Origin of the sequence: Pandoraea pneumonica (assembly GCF_049918595.1) — a bacterium.
GTDB classification, from domain to species: Bacteria; Pseudomonadota; Gammaproteobacteria; order Burkholderiales; family Burkholderiaceae; genus Pandoraea; species Pandoraea pneumonica_A.
Map to the genome: position 1 here is coordinate 186,432 of NZ_JBNCRZ010000004.1, position 19,165 is coordinate 205,596.

Below are 19,165 nucleotides of genomic sequence, written 5' to 3' on the forward strand. Positions count from 1 at the left end.
TCGGCGGCCATTTTTCGTTATGCTTGCGCATCTTTCAACCGGTGTACTGCACGGCGGCGACCTTGTTTCCACCTCTGCTTCTTTCGATGATCGGGCTCACGCTGGCCGCGATCTGGGCTCTGCCCTATAACTTCGTCAAACACACGTATCCGATTTCCACGTTCTATTCGGAATCGCTGACGTTCTCGTTGTTTGCCTTGCTCGGCGTGTTGTCGATGGTGGCCGTGTGGCGGCGGGATGCGCGCTTGCTGCAACTGCCGCGCGTTACATGGATGCCGCTGATGTTCATCGCGGTCATCCTCGTGCAGCGCGCGACCATGTCGACCGAGTTGCCGCAACTGATGATGACCGCGCTGCTCTATGGCGTGAGCATGATCGTGGCCGTGAGCTCGGGCTTCTGGCTGGGGCAGTTGGGCTGGCGCGGCACGCTCATGCGATGGAGTGCGGCTGCGATGACGCTCGGCGGTCTGTATGCCTTTGGCGCGCAGGTCGTGCAAGCCTTCCATCTCGAAGCGCATGTGCCGGGGCTGGTGGCGAAGTACACCGTGAGTGTCGCGCGACGCTTGTTCGGCAATATGTATCAGCCGAATCATCTGGCGACGTATCTGTCGCTCGCGAGCGCCGGGGCGTTTTATCTTTGGTATCAGCGCAAGTTGCCGGCGTGGTTATGGCTGCCCGTATGTGCGGCGTTCGACATCGGGATTTGCTTCACCGGTTCGCGCACGCCGTGGCTGCAACTGGCCCTGCTGTCGGCGTTCGGCCTATGGCTGGTCTGGAACGAGCGTGCGATGGCGCAACAACATGCGCCGCATAACCTGCGCGGACCGCTGCGCTGGTTCGTGCCCGTGGCGATTCTGCCGCTGCTCGGTCTGATGACGATGTTTGTCGGCTGGGCCAACGTGGCGTGGGGCTTGCAGCTCGACGGCAGCGCTGTGGCGCGTATGCAGCAGGCCGGGCAGGTGGTGGGGCGGCTGAATCTCTGGGAATACGGCTTCGCTATCTTCCGTGAGCACTGGTTATTCGGCGCGGGATGGTCGAATTACATCGACGCCCAATTCGCGTTGGTCGACAAGCTCGGCCCGGTCGAGATGGCCGACAACGCGCATAACGCGTTGCTCGATCTGCTCGCCAAGATCGGTCTCGTCGGCACGCTGCTGGTGCTCGTGCCTTTGCTGTTGTGGTTCGTGCGCGCGGTGCGGGCGATCAAGTCCGCGCCGGTTGCGTTCGCGTTCATCCTGCTCGGCATGCTCTCCGTCCACGCGATGCTCGAGTATCCGCAGCACTATGCATTCTTCCTGCTGCCCGCGCTGTTCCTGCTGGGTTTTTGCGATACCAAAGCGATCAATGGTGTGTCGCCGACGGCAACCGGGGCGATCAACGGCGTGATCGTACTCTTCGGCTGTGTGGCGATCCCCTGGCTGATTGGCGATTACCAACGCGTGGAAGTCGCGTACCGTGCGGGCAAGATCGAGACATACCGCACCGATCCCGCCCTGTTCTTCGCGCCGTATGGCGACTACGCGGTGACCGGCGCGCTGTATCTCAATCGCGATCAGCTCGACGAGAAGTTGGCGTCGCACCGCGAGGCATTGGCCCTCGGGGCCGGGCCGACGATGATCAAACGCTACATCGTCTTGCTTGCACTCGCGGGCCGGGACGACGAGGCGCTGGAGGACGTGCAGCGGTTGAAGCACTACAACATGCAGATCTTCGATGGCCAGTACGCGTCGCTGATTCGCATGCTGCGCGCTCAGGGCGACGATTTGAAGCCGTTCGTGGGGCGTGTCATCGAGAAGTGGGGGCGTCCGAAGGGCGATCCGGGTGATGACGATGCGATGACGACACCCGCATCGGCCACGCGCAAGCTCTCCTGAATGCCGCGTGTTATTTGGCACGTATCAAGCAAAACGCCCGCAATTGCGGGCGTTTTGCTTTGGTCGAGTGCCAACGTAACGGGTGGCGATGGCTGGGCAGCGCCTGCGCGCCACCTCGTGCCTGTCAGGTTTTGGCGTCGGCGTCCGGTGCGATCGTGATATCGGGCGAGTCCGCGGCCGGATCGTCCTCGTTTTCGTCTGCGCGCGCCCAGAAGAATCGATCGGGGAAATGGCGCCCCATACCGGGCCGGAACGCATTGGCGAGCACTTGTTGCAAGTACTCTTGCGCTTCGCGCACCGCCTCGGGTATGGCGAGGCCGTTGGCTAACATCGCCGCCACGGCTGCCGCGAGTGTGTCCATCGCGCCTGCCACATTGTGGGGCGGGCGATCCCATGCGTCTTCGCGCACCACACCATCGTCCGAATAAAGCGTGTGAGTGAATTGCGGCGCGTTGCTGTCGCTCACCAGAATGAATTCGCAGCCGTGCTCCAGGAGGATGCTCACCGCTTCGTCCAAGGCGACGTTTTCGTTCTCGCTCACGGACTGCGCCAATGCGATAACGCTCGCGGGGCTTGCGACCAGTACGCTGGCCTGCGGCACGAGCAGGCTCGCGGTGGCTTCACGAAGTTCGTCGGCCGAGAGGAGGTGTTCGCCAGCCAGTCCGAAGTCGGGGGCCACTACGAGCGGCGTCTCGTCGTAATCGGCCACGATTTCAGCAATCGCGGCCACATTCTCGGCATTGATCGCGCTGCCGACCTTGAACGCCGCGACGGGCATGTCTTCAAGCAGCATGCGGGCCTGATCGACGATCCAGTCGGGGTCGACGGGTTGCACGTCGACACAGGCACGCGAGTCTTGCGAGGAATAGCCCGTGAGCACCGATACGCCGTAGCCGCCCATGCTCGCGAACGTGAGCAGGTCGGCCTGGACGCCGGTTGCCGAAGTGGGGTCGGAAAGCCCGAAGGTCAGCAGAATGGGAGGGGATTCAGTGTGCATGGAGGCAGGATAGACGGCGATCTGGTCAGGGCTTGGGTTCGTTGGTACCATCACGCCTTAAATGCCCGCTTCGGAGCGCTTGCAAGCGCCGTGGGCTGCACCCGCCGGGCAAGCCATCGGCAGGTCCCCACATCACCGTACGACAAGTCTGTCGCCGGGGCCCGAAGCGGTTGACAAGCCATTGTAACGGAACGCTAGTCGCTTAAGAAAGAATGGAATACAAGAGCTGGATGTGCCTCATTTGCGGCTGGATTTATGACGAAGAGGCGGGTTTGCCCGACGAAGGCATTGCGCCCGGCACGCGCTGGGAAGACGTGCCTATCAACTGGACCTGTCCGGAGTGCGGCGCCCGCAAGGAAGACTTCGAGATGGTGCAGATCTAAGGCCGTTGGCCTGATCGACGGACCATGGTGACCCCGCAAACGCCCCCCGACCCCACCCAAAGCGCAACCCCTCGCGAGACGCGTGACGCCCCGTTGTGGCGGCTCCCCGACGTTGCCGAGGCGCTCACCGAAGCGTCCGACGCCTGGTCGAACGGCCCTGCGGCAGCGCTCGGGCCGTTAAGGCGTGCCAACCGTCTGCTTCAGACGAGCGGTCATACCGACTGGGCGCTCCATGGTGAGCGACTGGTGCAGGCCATTGCCGAGACGGCGTACGGCCAGCCGGGCAGTCAGGATGCCATGCGCAACGCGCTGCGCCAGTTCGAGCGCGAGATCTGGCAGGCGGGGGCCGCCCCATCGACGCTTGCTGCGTCGGCCCTTGTGGCCGCGCCCGATTGGCCGGGGGCACCGACACCCGGTGAGCTACGCATGACGGGCTGGGCGGTTGCCACGCCGCGCCTGCACGGACTGCCGGTAGGTACGGCACCATTGCGCGCCGATGTCGAGCGGGTGTTGCTTCGACTGCTGCGCCCGGACGCCGATGCCACCGACACCACGGCAGCGCTCGCGCAACTCGCCGATCTCGCTGCCGATTTGCACCGTGCCGGGGCGACGGCGCCGCTTGACTACTGGCGCCTTGCAGCCGCGTGGCTGCGGTTCGCCCGCGCACCGCTGAGTCTGGCCGATAAGCGCCAGATCGGGCGGATGAACATGGCGCTGCGGCGTCAATTGACGCGGCCGACCACGCCGGGCCAGACCGGTCAGGTCGGTCAGGCCAGCCAAACGCCGGCTGTGGCATCGACTTCGCCGACGTCTGCCGCTTCCCCTACCGTATCAGCGAATACCGGCCAGACCGTCGCCAAAACACAAGCCGAAGCCATTCCGGGTCACGATCTGATCGAAGCGCTGGCCACCTGGCAAGCGCAGGCACCGGACAGCTGGCTGAGCACGCTGCTGGCCGATTTCGGCGTGCTGCGCCGTTCGGGCACGCTGCCCGAGTCGCTGGCCGATGCGCTCGAAGCTGCTCAGAAGCAAGGTGCGGGCTCGAGTTCGCGCGACTGGCTGCGCATCGGTCCGTTGGCGGTGCGGCACGATGTTTGTCAGACCTTCCTGAGCTTGGCCGACGAAGCCTTACCGAATCTGAACGATCCCGCCGTGGCAGGGCGCGTTGCCGAATATGCGTCGGCCATTGGCTTGGCACCCGTTGCCCGGCTTGCGGCGGCGGTGTCGGCCACCGGCGAGCGTCTTGCCGCGTCGCCCCCCGCTGAACCGGGCGGTCCGGCGGCGCTGGCCATGACGGTCAAGGCGTTGCGCGGCATGTTGCATCAGTTCGCGGCGGATGCTTATCCGGAGCCGCGCCCCGACCTGATCGCCGAGATGGCCATGTGGCGTGAGCGTGCGCTGGATGCGAGCGTATTCGGACAGCGGCTCGTCACCGGGCGTGACGTTCCGTGATAAAGTCGGCGCAAAGGCTGCTGTAGGGACAGCCCCTAGGGGACCAGACCCTAAGTGGCCGATGGCCGTAGCACGATGCGGCAAGCCCGCAACCCGTCCGCTAATCAAATTTGGCCTTATGCCGAACGACCGTATCAATCTCACGAATCAGTTCCTCATCGCCATGCCCGGCATGGCCGATCCGACGTTTTCCGGAACGGTCGTGTATCTGTGCGAGCACAGCGAGCGCGGTGCGATCGGGCTGGTAATCAATCGTCCGACCGACATCGATCTGCAATCGCTCTTCGAGCGGCTCGACCTCAAGCTGGAAATCGACCCGTTGGCGCATCAGCCGGTGTTTTTCGGCGGTCCGGTGCAGACCGAGCGCGGCTTTGTGCTGCACGAATCGACGGGCACAGCGTACAGCTCCTCGCTATCGGTGCCGGGCGGTCTTGAGATGACCACGTCGAAGGACGTGCTCGAAGCGGTGGCTAACGGCGACGGCCCCAGCCGGTTCCTGCTCACGCTCGGTCATTCGGGCTGGAGCGCGGGGCAACTGGAAGATGAAATCAGCCGCAATGGCTGGCTGACGGTGGCCGCCGACCCTGGCATCGTGTTCGACGTGCCGCCGGCTGAACGTTTCGACGCTGCGCTCGCGTTGCTGGGAGTGTCGTCCTCGATGCTCTCCGCCGACGCAGGTCACGCATGACGGCTGGTAGCGCCACGGTGCTCGCCTTCGATTACGGCGAGCGGCGTATCGGCGTGGCGATCGGCAATTTGCTGATACGCGAAGCCCGCGCGCTCACCGTCCTCGCCAATCTCAATCGCGAAGTCCGTTTTGCCGAGACCGGCAAGCTCGTTGCCGAATGGCAGCCCGAGCTGATCGTCGTCGGCTTGCCCTGTCATCCCGATGGCACGCCGCATGAAATGACGGCGCAGGCCAAGCGCTTCGGCAATCAGGTCAACGGACGTTTCAATGTCCCCGTGGTGTGGGTCGACGAGCGTTATTCGTCGGTGGCAGCGGCTGCCGCGCTCGCCGAAGCCGGCGTCAAGGTCTCGCAAAAGACCTCGCTCGATGCCGAAGCCGCCCGCATCATTCTCCAGCAGTACTTCGACGAGCATGTGCCTGCCTGACAGCGCGTGCGCGGCGTCGCGCGTGTTATCTGCGCTACCTGCGCCATCGCTTGTGCCATCGCTTGTGCCATCGCCGTTGCGACGTATGGCACCGCAATCGTTGGCTGCCACCCCGGAGATGCCGTATGGCTAATGGAATGCTCGGCCGTCGCGGCCACCCGCAACTGACTCGCAACGGCGAGCTGAAGCACTTGCTGACGGTCGAAGGCCTGCCGCGCGCCGTGCTCACACACATTCTCGACACCGCCACACAGTTCGTCAGTCTGAACGACGGTGATGTGAAGAAAGCGCCGCTACTCAGTGGTAAGTCGGTCTTCAATCTGTTTTTCGAGAACTCCACGCGTACGCGCACGACGTTTGAAATTGCCGCGGCGCGTCTATCTGCCGATGTGTTGAATCTGAATATCAACGCATCGTCGACGAGCAAGGGCGAGACGTTGCTCGACACGATCGGCAACCTCTCGGCGATGCACGCCGATTTGTTTGTCGTGCGTCACGCGCAGTCGGGCGCGCCGTATCTGATCGCCGAGCATTGCGCGCCGCATGTGCACGTGATCAACGCGGGCGACGGACGCCATGCGCACCCGACGCAAGGCTTGCTCGACATGTACACGATTCGCCATCACAAGGGCGATTTCAATAATCTGACGGTCGCCATCGTCGGCGACATTCTGCATTCACGCGTGGCTCGCTCGGATATTCATGCGCTGACCACGCTGGGCGTGCCGGAAGTGCGTGCTATCGGCCCGCGCACGCTGTTACCCACCGGACTGGAGCAACTTGGCGTACGTGTGTTTCACGACATGGACGAGGGACTGCGCGATGTCGACGTCATCATCATGCTGCGTTTGCAGAACGAGCGGATGAATGGTGCGCTGCTGCCCTCGGCGGGCGAGTACTTCAAGTATTACGGCCTCACCCCGGCGCGGCTGGCGTTGGCCAAGCCGGATGCCATCGTCATGCATCCGGGGCCGATGAACCGTGGTGTGGAAATCGATTCGCAGGTGGCCGACGGACCGCAGTCGGTCATTCTCGAACAGGTGTCGTTCGGCATTGCCGTGCGTATGGCGGTGATGAGTATCGTCGCGGCTAACAACGGTTGAGGGCGCCCATGAAACTGCATTTGAAGGGTGGCCGCGTCATCGACCCCGCCACCCGCACCGACCGGGTGCAAGACGTCTTCATCGCGAACGGCCAGATCGCTGCCTTTGAGCACGCACCGGCCGACTTCACTGCCGATAGGACAATCGAAGTCAAGGGACTCGTCGTCGCCCCCGGCTTGGTAGACCTCGCCGCCCGCAAGGTGACCACGGCAAGCGAGGCGGCGGCCGCGCTCTCCGGTGGCGTGACACGCGTGGTGTGCCCGCCCGATACCGATCCTGTGCTCGACGAACCCGATCTGGTCGAAATGCTCCAGCTTCGCGCGCGGGCCATGCACCATGCGCAAGTGCACCCGCTCGGCGCACTTACCGTCGCGCTCGGTGGGCGAGAGCTGACCGAGATGGCCCAGTTGACGGCAGCCGGTTGCATCGGTTTGTCGCAGGCCAATGCACCTATCGCCGACAACCGCACGCTATTGCGAGCCCTGCAATACGCGGGCACCTTCGGGCTGACGGTTTGGCTGCGCGCACAAGATGCCGCACTCGCCGCTGGGGGCGTGGCCGCAAGCGGCGCGGTGGCGTCGCGTCTGGGGCTGACAGGTATTCCCGTGGCCGCCGAGACGATTGCGTTACACACCATTCTGGAACTCGTGCGCGTGACCGGCACGCGCGTACACCTTTGCCGGTTGTCGTCGGCGGCGGGCGTGGCGCTGGTGCGGGCGGCGAAGGCCGAGGGGTTGCCTGTCACGTGCGACGTGGCGGCGCATCACCTCCATCTCACCGACATGGACATCGGGTATTTTGATGCCCAGTACCGGCTCGATCCGCCGTTGCGCGGCCAGCGCGACCGCGAAGCGATTCGCGATGCGGCCCGCGACGGGACGATCGATGCCATTTGTTCCGACCACACGCCGCTTGCCGCCGACGCCCGGCTGGTACCCTTTGCCGAGGCGGAGCCGGGGGCGACGGGGCTTGAGTTGCTGTTGCCGCTGGTCTTGAAGTGGGCCGACGAGGCACGTGTGCCGTTGATCGATGCGCTTGCGCGCTTGACGCACGGCCCGGCGCAGCGGCTGGACAACCTCGATGGATCCGCACGATCGGGCATTGCGACGGCCGGGGCAGGTAGACTAGCCGTTGGTCTGCCTGCCGATCTGTGTGTGTTCGAGCCGTCTGCGTACTGGACGGTGTCGCCAGCGGCGCTGCGCAGTGCGGGACACAACACACCGTTCCTCGGCTATGAATTGCCGGGGCGCGTGCGTCTGACGTTGGTCGGTGGCCACGTGGCGCATGAAACTTCTGCCGTTTAGGACGCGATAGCCGTGCTGTTGATCAAAAAACTTCGTCTGGGCCTGCACCTTGCGCGTGGCCTGATGACTGCGCTGGTGCTGTTCCCCTTCCTGTCGGAGGCGGGCAAGCATCGCCGCATTCGTGCGTGGTCGCAAAAGCTGCTGCGCCTGTGCGGCATGCGACTCGAAGTCGAACAGGAAGCGCCGTTGCCCGAGGGCGGCGTGATGCTGTTGTGCAATCACGTCTCGTGGATCGATATCTTTGCGATCAATGCATGGCAACCGGTGCGTTTCGTAGCCAAAGCCGAAATTCGTCACTGGCCGCTCGTGGGGTGGCTGTGCGTGCAAACGCGCACGATCTTCCTGCAACGTGAGCGTCGCGCCGACGCGCGCCGCATCATGCATTACTTGTCCGATTGCCTGCGCGATGGTGACATCATCACGGTGTTTCCGGAGGGCACGACCACCGATGGCCGCAGCCTGCTGCCGTTCCACGCGAATCTGCTGCAAGCGCCCGTGACCACGGGCAAGCCGGTGCAGCCGCTGTGTCTGTTCTATACCGATGCGGCGAGCGGCCGGCACACAATGGCGCCTGCGTACATCGGCGAGATGACGTTGATCGAATCCATCGACATGATTCTACGGGCGCCTCCGATGACGGTACGCCTTGCCGTGGGCGAGCCGCAGTACCCGCAGGATGGGCAGCACCGACGCGAAGTGGCGCTCGGGGCGCAGAAGGCCGTCGGCGATCAGTTGCAGGGCTATCTGCCGGAAGCGGTGTTGCCGCAGAGTGGTTCGGTCGGTTCGCGCGATGCGGCGATGGGCGATGAAGAGGGCGATGCCGCCCAGGCCGTACAGGTTTAATTCGCCGCGCATTTGTCGCTTGCGTCGACCCCGTCGTAATGGGTAATAAAAAACGGCACCGTCAGATGACTGCGGTGCCGTTTTTTACATTGCGCGTGATGCTATGCGGTGCGGTGCGACTCAGGCTTCTTTGCGTTTGGCGGTCTTCTCGCCCTTCTCGCCCTTCTCGCCCTTATCCAATTTCTCTAGCTTGACGCGTTTCTCCGCGCTCTTGCCGAGCTTCTCAATCTTGCGCGCAGACTTTCCGAGCTTTTCTTCCTTGGCCGCCTTGAAGGCATCTTCGGCCTTATCGGACTTCTTGATCTTGCTGCGCTTCTTGCCGTCGCCTGACCCAAACGGGTCGCGCACTTGCGGGCAATCGATCTGAATCAGATCGCGTTGCGCGGGCGAGTCTGCGAGCTTAACGGCGCTGAGTTGTCCGCCCCACACGCACCCGGTGTCGAGCCCGAGCACACGATCGCGCATGACCAGACCGAGGGCCGACCAGTGACCGAACACGACGGTGATATCGGCGGTGCGCCGATTGGGGGCGTCGAACCACGGCTTGAGATCGTCCGTGGCCGCGTCGGCCCCTTCCTTGAGCTTGAAGTCGATGCGGCCATCCGCCGTGCAAAAACGCAGACGCGTGAGCGCGTTGATCGTCAGGCGTCGGCGGTCTTCGTCGGCTAGACCTTCGCGCCACTGGTCCGGCTGATTGCCGAACATGCGTGAGAGAAACGTCTGCCAGTCCGGGCCGCGCAATTGCGTCTCCACATCGCGCGCGAGCGTCATCACCTGTTCGGCGTCCCACTGCGGCAGCACCCCGGCGTGCACCATCAGGTGGCCACGGGCGAAATGGGCGAGCGGGCGATGGCGTACCCAATCGATGAGCGCGTCGCGATCCGGTGCGTTGAGAATATCGTCGAGCGTGTCGCTGCCGTGCGCTTGCCGCACGCCCGCCGCCACAGCGAGCAGATGCAAGTCGTGATTGCCGAGCACAACGCTTACGCGATCACCGAGGGCGATCACCTGACGCAGGGTATCGAGGGAACGGGGGCCGCGATTGATGAGGTCGCCCGCGAGCCATAGATCGGCGTCCTGCGGCAAACGGGCAAGGAGTTCTTCGAACGACGTTTGGCAACCCTGAAGGTCGCCGATGGCATAGATGTCACGCATCGCGGTGGCGCTGTCTTGTCTCGTTGTCCCGATCAGGGGGATTCCGTGTGCTGCGGCCGCGCACCTTTGTGGAGTACTCAGTGGTGTACTCAAGGCGTACTCAGGTGCGTCGCCCCCCGTGGTCATTCATTTTTTGTAGATCAGCCAGCGCGGTGCCTTGAATCGGACGATGCGCAGGTACAGCCAGACATACGTCACCATGAAAGCGACGCAGCACAGTGCGAGCACCAAACTGTGTCGCCAGAAGACTGTCGCCGGGATCACTGCCAGCAAGCATAACAGCCACAGGTACGGGGACGTCAAGGAATTGCGTTGCGTGAGCGCGCTCGCCGTGCGCACGCCGACAGCCCAGCGCATCAGCCGCTTGTACACGAGCATATGCAGGTGGACGCCATCGGGAATGCCGGGTGAAATGCCGCGCACGAAGCGCTTGCGATAGATCGAGAAGCAGACCTCGAAGGCCGGGTAGATCACCATGAGCGCGGGATACCACGGCGACACCTGTGGGTTGCGCATCACCAGCAAGATGGCAATTTCGGCGAGCATGAAGCCCACGAAATAGGCACCGCCGTCGCCGAGGAAAATCAGGCCGCCGGGGAAATTGAAGATAAAGAACCCCAGAATCGCGCCGACCATGATCATCGACGTGGTGAGCACGATAGGGTCTTGTACCTGAAAACCCACATACCCGAGCGAGGCGAACATGATCATGGCGACCATGGCGGCAAGCCCGTTGAAGCCGTCGATGATATTCACGGCATTGGCCATGCCGGCCACACACAGCACGGTGAGCGGCACCGACACGGCGGCTAGCACCAACGCGCGGTCGGCCAGCGCGACGTCGATACGCGTGATGTGAATGTCGAGCAGCAGCCACGCGAGCAGCGCGGCGAACATGGTGCAGACGAGCCGCACCGTGGGCGTCACCTTCTTGGTCACGTCTTCGACGAAGCCGGCGAGAAATGCGGGCAGGCCGCAGGCCACCAGCATCAGAATGTCGCGCGAGACCTTGGGGTAGGGGAAGCCGAGGGCCGTGGCTGCCACGATCAGGCCGGCCAGAATGCCGACACCACCGATACGCGGTACCGGCCGCACGTGAAATTTCTGTACGCCGGCGACATCGCTGTCACCGGAGAAACGGGCGTGGACGTGCGCGTAACGCACGATGAATAGCGTCGCGACAAACGACACCACGAGGGCGATGGCAAGACTCAGCATGGGGCAATCCGACGGCCTGAAGCGCGGCCATCAACGAGTGAAGCGAGATTCAGCGTTTCTTTTTGACGATCATCCAACGCGGGGAGCGGAACCGCACAATGCTCCGGTACAGCCAGACATAGGTCACGATGAACGCCAAACTGCACGCCGCGAGAATGCCAGTATGGCGCCAGAAAATGGTGGCCGGCACGACGGCCAGCAGACAAAGCACCCAGAGGTACGGCGACGTCATCGAGTTACGTCGCGTGAGCTGTGCTGCGACCCGCGAGCCGACGGCCCAACGCAGAATGCGCTTGTAAATGAGCATGTGCAGGTGCACGCCGTCCGGCATGCTGGGTGAGACCCCCCGCACAAAACGACGGCGATAGATCGAGAAGCACACTTCAAAGATCGGGTAGATCAGCATGAGCGCGGGATACCACGGCGACACCATCGGATTGCGCATCACGAGCAGGATGGCCAACTCGGCCAGCATGAATCCGACAAAATAGGCACCGCCGTCGCCCAAGAAAATCAGTCCGTTCGGGTAGTTGAAGATGAAGAAGCCAAGTACGGCGCCAATCATGATCATCGACGCGGAAAGTACGATGTAGTCGCCGACCTGAAACGCCACGTAGCCGAGCGAGGCGAACATGAAGATACTCACCATTGCGGCCAGGCCATTGAATCCGTCGATGATATTGACGGCATTCGTCATGGCAGCGGTGCAATTAACGGTCAACGCCACTGAGATCACGGGAATCGCCAGCAGATGATCCAGCGGGGCGATGCCGATGCGATTGATGTGAATGCCAAGCAAGAGATACGCGATGAACGCGGAGACCATGGCACACAGCAGACGCATGCGCGGCGAAACTCGCTTGGTGATGTCCTCGATGAAACCCCCGAGGAATACGGGGGCCGCACTAGCTGCAAGCAGCAGGATCTCCTCGAGCGGCCCCGGGTAGTGGAACGTGGCAAACGTTCCTGCCGCAAGCAGCCCAAGCATGATGCCCAGTCCGCCGATGCGCGGCACGGGATGCGCATGGACCTTTTGGACACCCTTGGTATCGCTATCGCTCGAAAAGTGTGCATGCACATGGGCATAACGCACAATCAAAAGTGTGGTGATAAACGAGACTACGAGGGCCAAGGTCAGGTTCAGCATGGTACGGACAAGTCGTTGAGCGCGTTGTTAGTTCTTATATGTGACTGGCGTCAGCTTACTGCGCTGAATCGGAGGCGAGCCTGGTGTGACTGTCGCTCCCATCGACCTCGCCGAGGACTCTGAAATACTCGGCGATCACCAGACCTTCGTCGAAATTTTGCGCTACTTTAGCACGCCCGGCGTGTCCGACCGCCGTCAACTCCCTCGTTGACATTCTGGAAGTGGCTGCCATTCGGGCCGCAAGAGCCTCTACATTTCGGACGGGCACGACCCACCCAGTGCGGCCATCGTCGACGACTTCACGGCACCCCTGCACATCGGTGGTAATCACCGGACGAGCCATCGCCCCGGCTTCGAGCAGTGTCCGGGACAACCCCTCTCGATACGACGGCAAGACAATGCAGTGGGCTTGCGCGATAGCCGGCCGCACTTCCTGCGTCACCCCCAAATACTCGACGAGCCCCTCGCGCTCCCAGGCAGCGATCTGATCGTGAGAAATGGACGTCGGGTTCTCGACGTCGGCCGGTCCTAGCAATTGGCATTTCACTTGTGGTGTCGTCAACTTCAATGAGCGTGCTGCCTCGATGAATTCGAGCACGCCCTTGTCGCGCAGCATGCGCGCGATCAGCAGGAATCGGCGCGACCCATCGTCGGCGGGCCATGGCGCGCTGGCGAAGTGATCGAGATTGACGCCTTCACCGGGGAGCAACCGGGCCTTACGCAGATCGACGAGTCCGCCGCCGACCATGGCGTCGAAATCCGACTCGTTCAGGAACCAGTTCTCCCGCGTGTGGCGAAATGCGTGGCGGTAGAGCAGTCGCACGATTCGGGTCAGGAAAGAGCGGTTGATGAAGACCGTACCCATTCCCGTAGTGATCGACACCGAGGGAATGCGGGCCCAATGCGCCGCCATCGCGCCATAGATATTCGGCTTGATCGTGTAGTGAAAGCACACAGCGGGGCGAACGCTACGGTAAAGGCGATACAGCCGCCGGGCGAGCGCAAGGTCGCTAAATGGATTTTTTCCCTTGGATGCCATGGGCATGACGTGCACGACGCATCCCATGTCGCGCAACAGCGGCGCGTAGTCGTCGTCCGGGGCGACGACATGAACCGCGTAACCGTCAGCGAGCAGCGCACGGATAGGGCCGCCACGGAAGTTATGAATCGACCAGAACGAATTGGAGCAGAACAGGACAGGCGGGCGCATGGGCGATCAGTAGGTTGAGGCAGTTCGCGCAGCAAGCTGCGCATAGCAATCGAGCCAGCGCGCTACGACGGCGTCGAGCGAGTAGTGGGAGACGATGCGCTCACGGTTGGCGGCGCTCACGGCATGGGTCGTATCGGGTGCCTGCTGGCACAGGTGCAGCATTTCGATCAGGGCATCGCCAAGCGCTTGGGCGTCGCCAACCGGGACGAGGACGTTCCCGCGCTGCGTGCCGAGCAATTCGCGCACACCGCCGCAGTCGGTCGAGACCACGGGCAGTCCGCTCGCCATCGCTTCGCCGATCACCAACGGCAGACCTTCCCATGCCGACGACATGACGTAGACATCGGCGGCGCGCATCCAATCGGCCACATCGTCGCGGCGGCCGAGCAGCGTGATGACCTGCGCGAGGCCCAGCGCGTCGATGCGCGCTTGCAACGCGGCACGCAATGGACCGTCTCCGGCGATGAACAACCGGGCGTCGGGTAGCTGGCGGTGCACCTGCGCGAAGGCTTCGAACAGCGTGGGGTAGTCCTTCGCGTCGACCAGACGCCCCGCGGCAAACACGATTGGCGAGGTGCCGTGCTCATCGACGGATAAGGGCGACAAGGCGAGCGACGCGAGCGACGCGCGTAACGACGCACGATTGGCGGCATCGGGCCGGTAACGCTGCGTGTCGATGCCATTGGGCATGCTGACGATGCGCGCCGCCGGGGCCGCACCTTGGGCGACGAAAGCAGCGACGGCGTCGTCGCTGACGTTCGTTGTCAGGTCGGTGCAGCGATCGGTGAGCCGGTACGCGAGCATGCGCGCCCGGCCGCCTTCATTGCGGCTGTGTGCGCTGGTGACAAGGACCGGCATCGGGGCGAACCAACGTGCCACGCGAGCGAGCAGGTTCGCATGCACCATGTGGGCGTGCACGACGTCGGGCCGCAAGTGCCGGATATGCGCAGCGAATTTGGCAACAGCAGCGGCAAGTGACCACGGCGTTTTGTTCGCGCGCAACTCGATCAGGGAGAAATGCGGCGATTCCGGCAAGCGCACGGCGCACTCGCCGGTCAGCGAGATCATGACGACCTCGTGCCCGCGTGCAAGAAAACCACGGGCGAGATCGGCGACTTGCGTCTCTGCGCCGCCCAGCTGTAAGCCGGTCACAAACAGGACGATCTTCATGCGACAGCCTCGGGTGTTGCCGCTGCGTGCGTCCACAACGCTTCCCAGCGGGCGGCGATGGTGTCGGGGCGGAAGGCTTGTGCATGCCGATAACCGGCCAAGCCCAACTGCTGGCGCAACGAAGCATCGTCGATCAGACGGCGCAGTGCGGTGCCCAATGCGTCGATGTCGCCATCGGCGGCGATCAGGCTATCGGTGCCGTCATGCAGCAGTGCCCGGGGGCCAGCGTCGGCAGCAAATGCCGCGATGGGCAGCGCGTAAGCCTGTGCTTCGAGCAACACCAAACCGAAGCTCTCGCGTCGCGACGGCAGACAGTAAATCGCGGCTTGGGCATAGTGCTGCGCGATATCTGCCGTGGCAGGGAGCAACTGCACGGTGTCGCCTACGCCAAGCGACTGCGCCTGTGCCCGAAGGGCCTCGCGCAACGGGCCGTCGCCGACGATGCGGACTTGCCAGCCAGCGGCGGGCACATCGGGATCGACGGGGGCGGCGCTGGTCGCGCTGGCGGCGATTTTCGCCCACGCGTCGATCAACCGATCAAACCCTTTTTCCGGCACCAACCGCCCGACCGCGAGGATGCAGCACGCGCCGTCGTGCGATGGCGGCTCAGCAGGCGCGGCAATGCCCAACGGATTCGGCAACGTGACGAACTGCGCGCGAGCGTGCGGATGGTGCGCTTGCCAGGCGTTGCGATCCGCGTCAGTGAGTACCGCTACGGCATCGTAACGGCGTGCGGCCAACGCCCGCGCCCAACGGCGCGCGCGGCGGCCAAGGTCGCTCGCATAAGTGCTGTGTTCCCACGCGATTCGCCTTATCGGTAAGCCAAACGTCGCCGGGAGCGTGTAGAGCGCGAGCATCGGGTCGACATCGATCATCACCTCGATGCCGTGCGCTTTCACATATCGCCTGACGTCGCGAACAATCGACAAATAGTGATGCTTGAACGCCACCCGTTCGGCGAACAAGGCGTGATGCCGAACTTCTGGCGCCAACGCAAACACGGGCGTGTGGCCCCACAGCGACAACACATGCACGCGGTGTCCGCGTGCGGTGAGTGCGTTGGCTAGCGTGGCAGTGGCCCGCTCGGCACCGGCGAAAGCGGCCAGTGTGCCGGTGAATAGGCAGATCGTTTTGGCGGACCGGGCGGGGGCAGTGGACTTGGCGGTTGTCATCGTGTCAGTCCCGGCGCAGCAGCCAGATGCCGAGCGCGAGGGCGGCGGCGTAACCCGCGCCATACCCCAGTGCACCCGCCATGGCCCCGATTTGCGGCGCCAAGGTGCGCACCACCACGAAGGCGATCACTGCGGCGCACAGCCATTTCGCGATGACCCAACGTCCCGCGCCGCGCCGGATCAACGTCAGGTTGAGCGCGGCGTCGGCAAACACCAGAATGCCCATGAGCGCCGACACGCGCAGAATCTGTGCCGACTCGGCAAACCCTGCGCCGTAGATCAAATGCACGATCCATGGGGCGAGCACGGCAATAGGCACGGCCAGACTTGCCCCGGCGGCGACCATGAGCCACACGGCGCGTATGGTGTTGCGGCGCGCTTGTGCGTTGTCGCTGGCCTGAAAAATCAGTTGCGGGGCCAGCGAATTCGCGATGATCGGTGCGACGAGGACGAAGTTTTCCGTGATCTGCATGGCCGCCGCGTAAGCGCCGAGTTCTGCGAGCGGAATGATGGGCTTGAGCACCAGTTGGTCGATGCGCTTGAAGAGCATCATCAGCATCAGGCCGCCCCAGAACGTCATACCGCTGGCGAGCAATTCACGCAGCAGCTCGCGTCGCCAGATGACCGAAGTCGCGGGTGAGTGCCGGAAGTAATAACGGGCCAGGAGTGCGGCGGCGACGATGGCTTCTACCGCATAGACGACAGCAAATGCCACGATCCCCGCATGCGTGACGAACAGCACCGCCACGAGGGCGAGTTTTGCGCCGAGGGCGCACAGATTGGCCGTGACGCTGGGCCGGTTGTACGTGCGCGCTTGCAGCCAGGCGATGACAATGCCGACCGGCTCGCGAAACCAGAGCGCAACACCGAGCCAGAGGGCGGCGGCCATCAGTTCGGAGTCCGCAAACGCGATGACGTAAATGGCCAGCGCGGCGTAGGCCACGGCGGCGGCGGCCAGACGCAGCATGAAGGCGTGGGCGATGACCGTGCGCTGCTCGGCCTCGGGCTTGCCCACGAGCCGGGGCACGACGACTTCGCTGCCGCACAGCAGCGTGAGCGAAGCGGCGAGAAAGACGAGCGATTGTGCGTATTGAAACAGGCCGAACTGCGCGGCACCGAGACTGCGGGCGAGGAGGCCGGAGACCACGATGCCACCGACGATTTGCGCGCCGCGCTCGGTCAGCATCCAGAGGATGTTGCGAATGATGGTCCGGTAAGGCATGTGGGCGGGCGCGCGGCTCACTCGTTGTCGAAATAAGCAAAACCGGCCTCGAGAGGCCGGTGCTGGGAGACTTCACTCGCTTGTCATCGTGAGCCGGTACGGTTCGCCGGGCGATTGTAGGCACTCGCTGACAAGGGTTTCGCGGCGTGCCGCAGCGCAGCGAAGTCCCGTATAATTTTAGCGTAATGTCGCCGTGCACGGCCTGCCTTCGTGGCGGGCCGTTCTTGATACGGCAGCATGGTGTGCGTGCTCCGACACGCCGCTCTCGAGTGCCCGCATCCGGTATTCGTATTCGCTACTCATTTCCCCTCGTTTTCGAGAGACCCTTTCCCATGACGCAAACCACGCAAGTTTCGCCTGCGATTTTCAAGGCATACGACATTCGCGGCATCGTCGGCAAGACACTCGATGCCAACGTCGCGCACCTGATCGGTCGCGCTTTCGGCACGGCGCTGCGTCGCGAAGGCGGTAACGCCGTCGTCGTCGGCCGTGACGGCCGTTTGTCCGGTCCGGAATTGGTCGGTGCACTGTCCGACGGCCTGCGCGCTGCTGGCGTCGATGTGGTCGACATCGGTGTCGTCGTCACCCCGATGGTTTATTTCGCCACGAACGTGACCCTGCACGGGCGCGTCGTCGACTCGGGCATCATGGTCACCGGCAGCCATAACCCGCCGGACTACAACGGTTTCAAGATGGTGCTGCGTGGCCGCGCCATTTACGGCGATGCCATTCAGGGCCTCGCAAAGCTCATCGAGCAGCAGGATTTCGAGACGGGTCAGGGCACCTACACGGCCGACGAGATCGGCGAGTCGTATCGCTCGCGCATTTCCAACGACGTGCATCTGGCGCGTCCGATGAAGATTGCGGTCGACTGCGGCAACGGTGTGGCCGGGGCGTATGCTCCGGCGCTGTTCCACGCGCTCGGTTGCGACGTGATCGAATTGTTCTGCGACGTCGACGGCACGTTCCCGAACCATCACCCGGACCCGGCACACCCTGAGAACCTTCAGGACCTGATTCGCACGCTTCAGACCACCGATGCGGAAATCGGCCTCGCGTTCGACGGCGACGGCGACCGTTTGGGCGTGGTCACGAAGGACGGCCAGATCATTTATCCGGATCGTCAATTGATGCTGTTTGCTGCCGAGGTGCTGAGCCGCAACCCGGGCGAGAAGATCATTTACGACGTGAAGTGCACGCGTAATCTCGCCAGTTGGGTGCGCGAGCATGGCGGCGAACCGGTCATGTGGAAGACGGGGCATTCGCTGGTCAAGGCCAAGCTCAAGGAAACGGGCGCGCCGCTCGCCGGCGAGATGAGCGGCCACGTGTTCTTCAAGGACCGCTGGTACGGGTTCGACGACGGCCTGTACACGGGCGCACGTCTGCTCGAGATCCTCTCGAAGGTGGCCGACCCGAGCGCCGTGCTCAATGCACTGCCGAACTCGATCTCCACGCCTGAGCTGCAAATCCCGCTGGCCGAGGGCGAGAACTTCGCGCTCATCGATAAGCTGCGTGAGACCGCCAAGTTCGACGGCGCGCAGGACATCGTCAAGATCGACGGTGTGCGCGTGGAATACCCGGATGGCTTCGGCCTGGCGCGGTCTTCCAACACCACGCCGGTGGTTGTGCTGCGTTTCGAAGCCGACAGCGACGCGGCCATCAAGCGCATTCAGGACGACTTCCGCGCGGCCATTCTGGCCGTCAAGCCGGACGCCAAGCTGCCGTTCTGACGAGGTTTCGCGGTATTTTCGGGCCCGACGCTCGCCGCCATGCGGTGCCGTCGGGCCCGAATGCATTCAGAA

Annotated in this window: 16 protein-coding genes and 1 pseudogene; 9 read left to right on the forward strand and 8 right to left on the reverse strand. The window is 63.5% G+C overall.

Annotated features, from left to right (window positions below; translation table 11 throughout):
- Nucleotides 1–62 precede the first annotated feature (62 nt).
- On the forward strand, nucleotides 63–1,874 hold the full coding sequence (locus ACPWR9_RS17395) for a Wzy polymerase domain-containing protein (RefSeq protein WP_426299641.1): 1,812 nt from the start codon (nucleotides 63–65) through the stop codon (nucleotides 1,872–1,874).
- Between the two features lie 124 nt (nucleotides 1,875–1,998).
- Here ACPWR9_RS17395 and thiD read toward each other — a convergent pair whose 3' ends face one another.
- A complete protein-coding gene (gene thiD / locus ACPWR9_RS17400) occupies nucleotides 1,999–2,871 on the reverse strand; it encodes a bifunctional hydroxymethylpyrimidine kinase/phosphomethylpyrimidine kinase (protein ID WP_426299643.1) in 873 nt (290 codons plus the stop codon).
- A 212-nt stretch (nucleotides 2,872–3,083) separates the two neighbouring features.
- Between thiD and ACPWR9_RS17405 the strand changes: the two genes are divergently transcribed.
- From ACPWR9_RS17405 to ACPWR9_RS17435, 7 genes and pseudogenes are all read left to right on the forward strand, one after another.
- On the forward strand, nucleotides 3,084–3,254 hold the full coding sequence (locus ACPWR9_RS17405; protein WP_006400971.1) for a rubredoxin: 171 nt from the start codon (nucleotides 3,084–3,086) through the stop codon (nucleotides 3,252–3,254).
- A gap of 24 nt (nucleotides 3,255–3,278) precedes the next feature.
- Entirely contained in the window at nucleotides 3,279–4,706 is a 1,428-nt protein-coding gene (locus tag ACPWR9_RS17410) for a hypothetical protein (protein WP_426299645.1), read from the forward strand.
- Between the two features lie 118 nt (nucleotides 4,707–4,824).
- Nucleotides 4,825–5,394 (forward strand): YqgE/AlgH family protein, encoded by a 570-nt coding sequence (locus ACPWR9_RS17415; RefSeq protein WP_150680925.1) that lies wholly within the window; start codon nucleotides 4,825–4,827, stop codon nucleotides 5,392–5,394.
- The gene (gene ruvX, locus ACPWR9_RS17420; RefSeq protein WP_426299647.1) at nucleotides 5,391–5,819 is read left to right on the forward strand and encodes a Holliday junction resolvase RuvX; all 429 of its coding nucleotides are present in this window, start codon (nucleotides 5,391–5,393) and stop codon (nucleotides 5,817–5,819) included. The genes ACPWR9_RS17415 and ruvX overlap by 4 nt, the downstream gene beginning before the upstream one ends.
- 149 nt (nucleotides 5,820–5,968) lie before the next feature.
- A pseudogene (locus tag ACPWR9_RS17425) lies at nucleotides 5,969–6,922 on the forward strand (aspartate carbamoyltransferase catalytic subunit); the annotation flags it as partial.
- Nucleotides 6,923–6,930: 8 nt separating this feature from the next.
- Entirely contained in the window at nucleotides 6,931–8,226 is a 1,296-nt protein-coding gene (locus ACPWR9_RS17430; RefSeq protein WP_426299649.1) for a dihydroorotase, read from the forward strand.
- A 12-nt stretch (nucleotides 8,227–8,238) separates the two neighbouring features.
- Complete coding sequence (locus ACPWR9_RS17435; protein WP_426299651.1) at nucleotides 8,239–9,069, forward strand: lysophospholipid acyltransferase family protein; 831 nt, start codon at nucleotides 8,239–8,241, stop codon at nucleotides 9,067–9,069.
- A 120-nt stretch (nucleotides 9,070–9,189) separates the two neighbouring features.
- Here ACPWR9_RS17435 and ACPWR9_RS17440 read toward each other — a convergent pair whose 3' ends face one another.
- The 7 genes from ACPWR9_RS17440 to ACPWR9_RS17470 all read right to left on the reverse strand — a co-directional run bounded on the left by ACPWR9_RS17440 (nucleotide 9,190) and on the right by ACPWR9_RS17470 (nucleotide 17,363).
- Complete coding sequence (locus tag ACPWR9_RS17440; protein ID WP_426299653.1) at nucleotides 9,190–10,224, reverse strand: symmetrical bis(5'-nucleosyl)-tetraphosphatase; 1,035 nt, start codon at nucleotides 10,222–10,224, stop codon at nucleotides 9,190–9,192.
- Nucleotides 10,225–10,350: 126 nt separating this feature from the next.
- Nucleotides 10,351–11,442 (reverse strand): MraY family glycosyltransferase, encoded by a 1,092-nt coding sequence (locus ACPWR9_RS17445; protein ID WP_426299655.1) that lies wholly within the window; start codon nucleotides 11,440–11,442, stop codon nucleotides 10,351–10,353.
- 49 nt (nucleotides 11,443–11,491) lie between these two features.
- Nucleotides 11,492–12,589, reverse strand: coding sequence for an MraY family glycosyltransferase (locus ACPWR9_RS17450; RefSeq protein ID WP_426299657.1), 1,098 nt, complete (start codon nucleotides 12,587–12,589; stop codon nucleotides 11,492–11,494).
- Nucleotides 12,590–12,644: 55 nt separating this feature from the next.
- Nucleotides 12,645–13,799: a glycosyltransferase family 4 protein gene (locus ACPWR9_RS17455; protein ID WP_426299659.1), complete on the reverse strand. Its 1,155-nt coding sequence runs from the start codon at nucleotides 13,797–13,799 to the stop codon at nucleotides 12,645–12,647.
- A 6-nt stretch (nucleotides 13,800–13,805) separates the two neighbouring features.
- Nucleotides 13,806–14,969 (reverse strand): glycosyltransferase, encoded by a 1,164-nt coding sequence (locus ACPWR9_RS17460; RefSeq protein ID WP_426299661.1) that lies wholly within the window; start codon nucleotides 14,967–14,969, stop codon nucleotides 13,806–13,808.
- Nucleotides 14,966–16,141 (reverse strand): glycosyltransferase family 4 protein, encoded by a 1,176-nt coding sequence (locus tag ACPWR9_RS17465; RefSeq protein WP_426299663.1) that lies wholly within the window; start codon nucleotides 16,139–16,141, stop codon nucleotides 14,966–14,968. The genes ACPWR9_RS17460 and ACPWR9_RS17465 overlap by 4 nt, the downstream gene beginning before the upstream one ends.
- 4 nt (nucleotides 16,142–16,145) lie before the next feature.
- Nucleotides 16,146–17,363, reverse strand: a complete 1,218-nt coding sequence (locus ACPWR9_RS17470) for an oligosaccharide flippase family protein (protein ID WP_426299665.1) — start codon at nucleotides 17,361–17,363, stop codon at nucleotides 16,146–16,148.
- Nucleotides 17,364–17,695: 332 nt separating this feature from the next.
- On the opposite strand from ACPWR9_RS17470, the gene ACPWR9_RS17475 reads away from it, so the two are divergent.
- Nucleotides 17,696–19,093: a phosphomannomutase/phosphoglucomutase gene (locus tag ACPWR9_RS17475; RefSeq protein WP_426299667.1), complete on the forward strand. Its 1,398-nt coding sequence runs from the start codon at nucleotides 17,696–17,698 to the stop codon at nucleotides 19,091–19,093.
- Nucleotides 19,094–19,165: the final 72 nt, after the last annotated feature.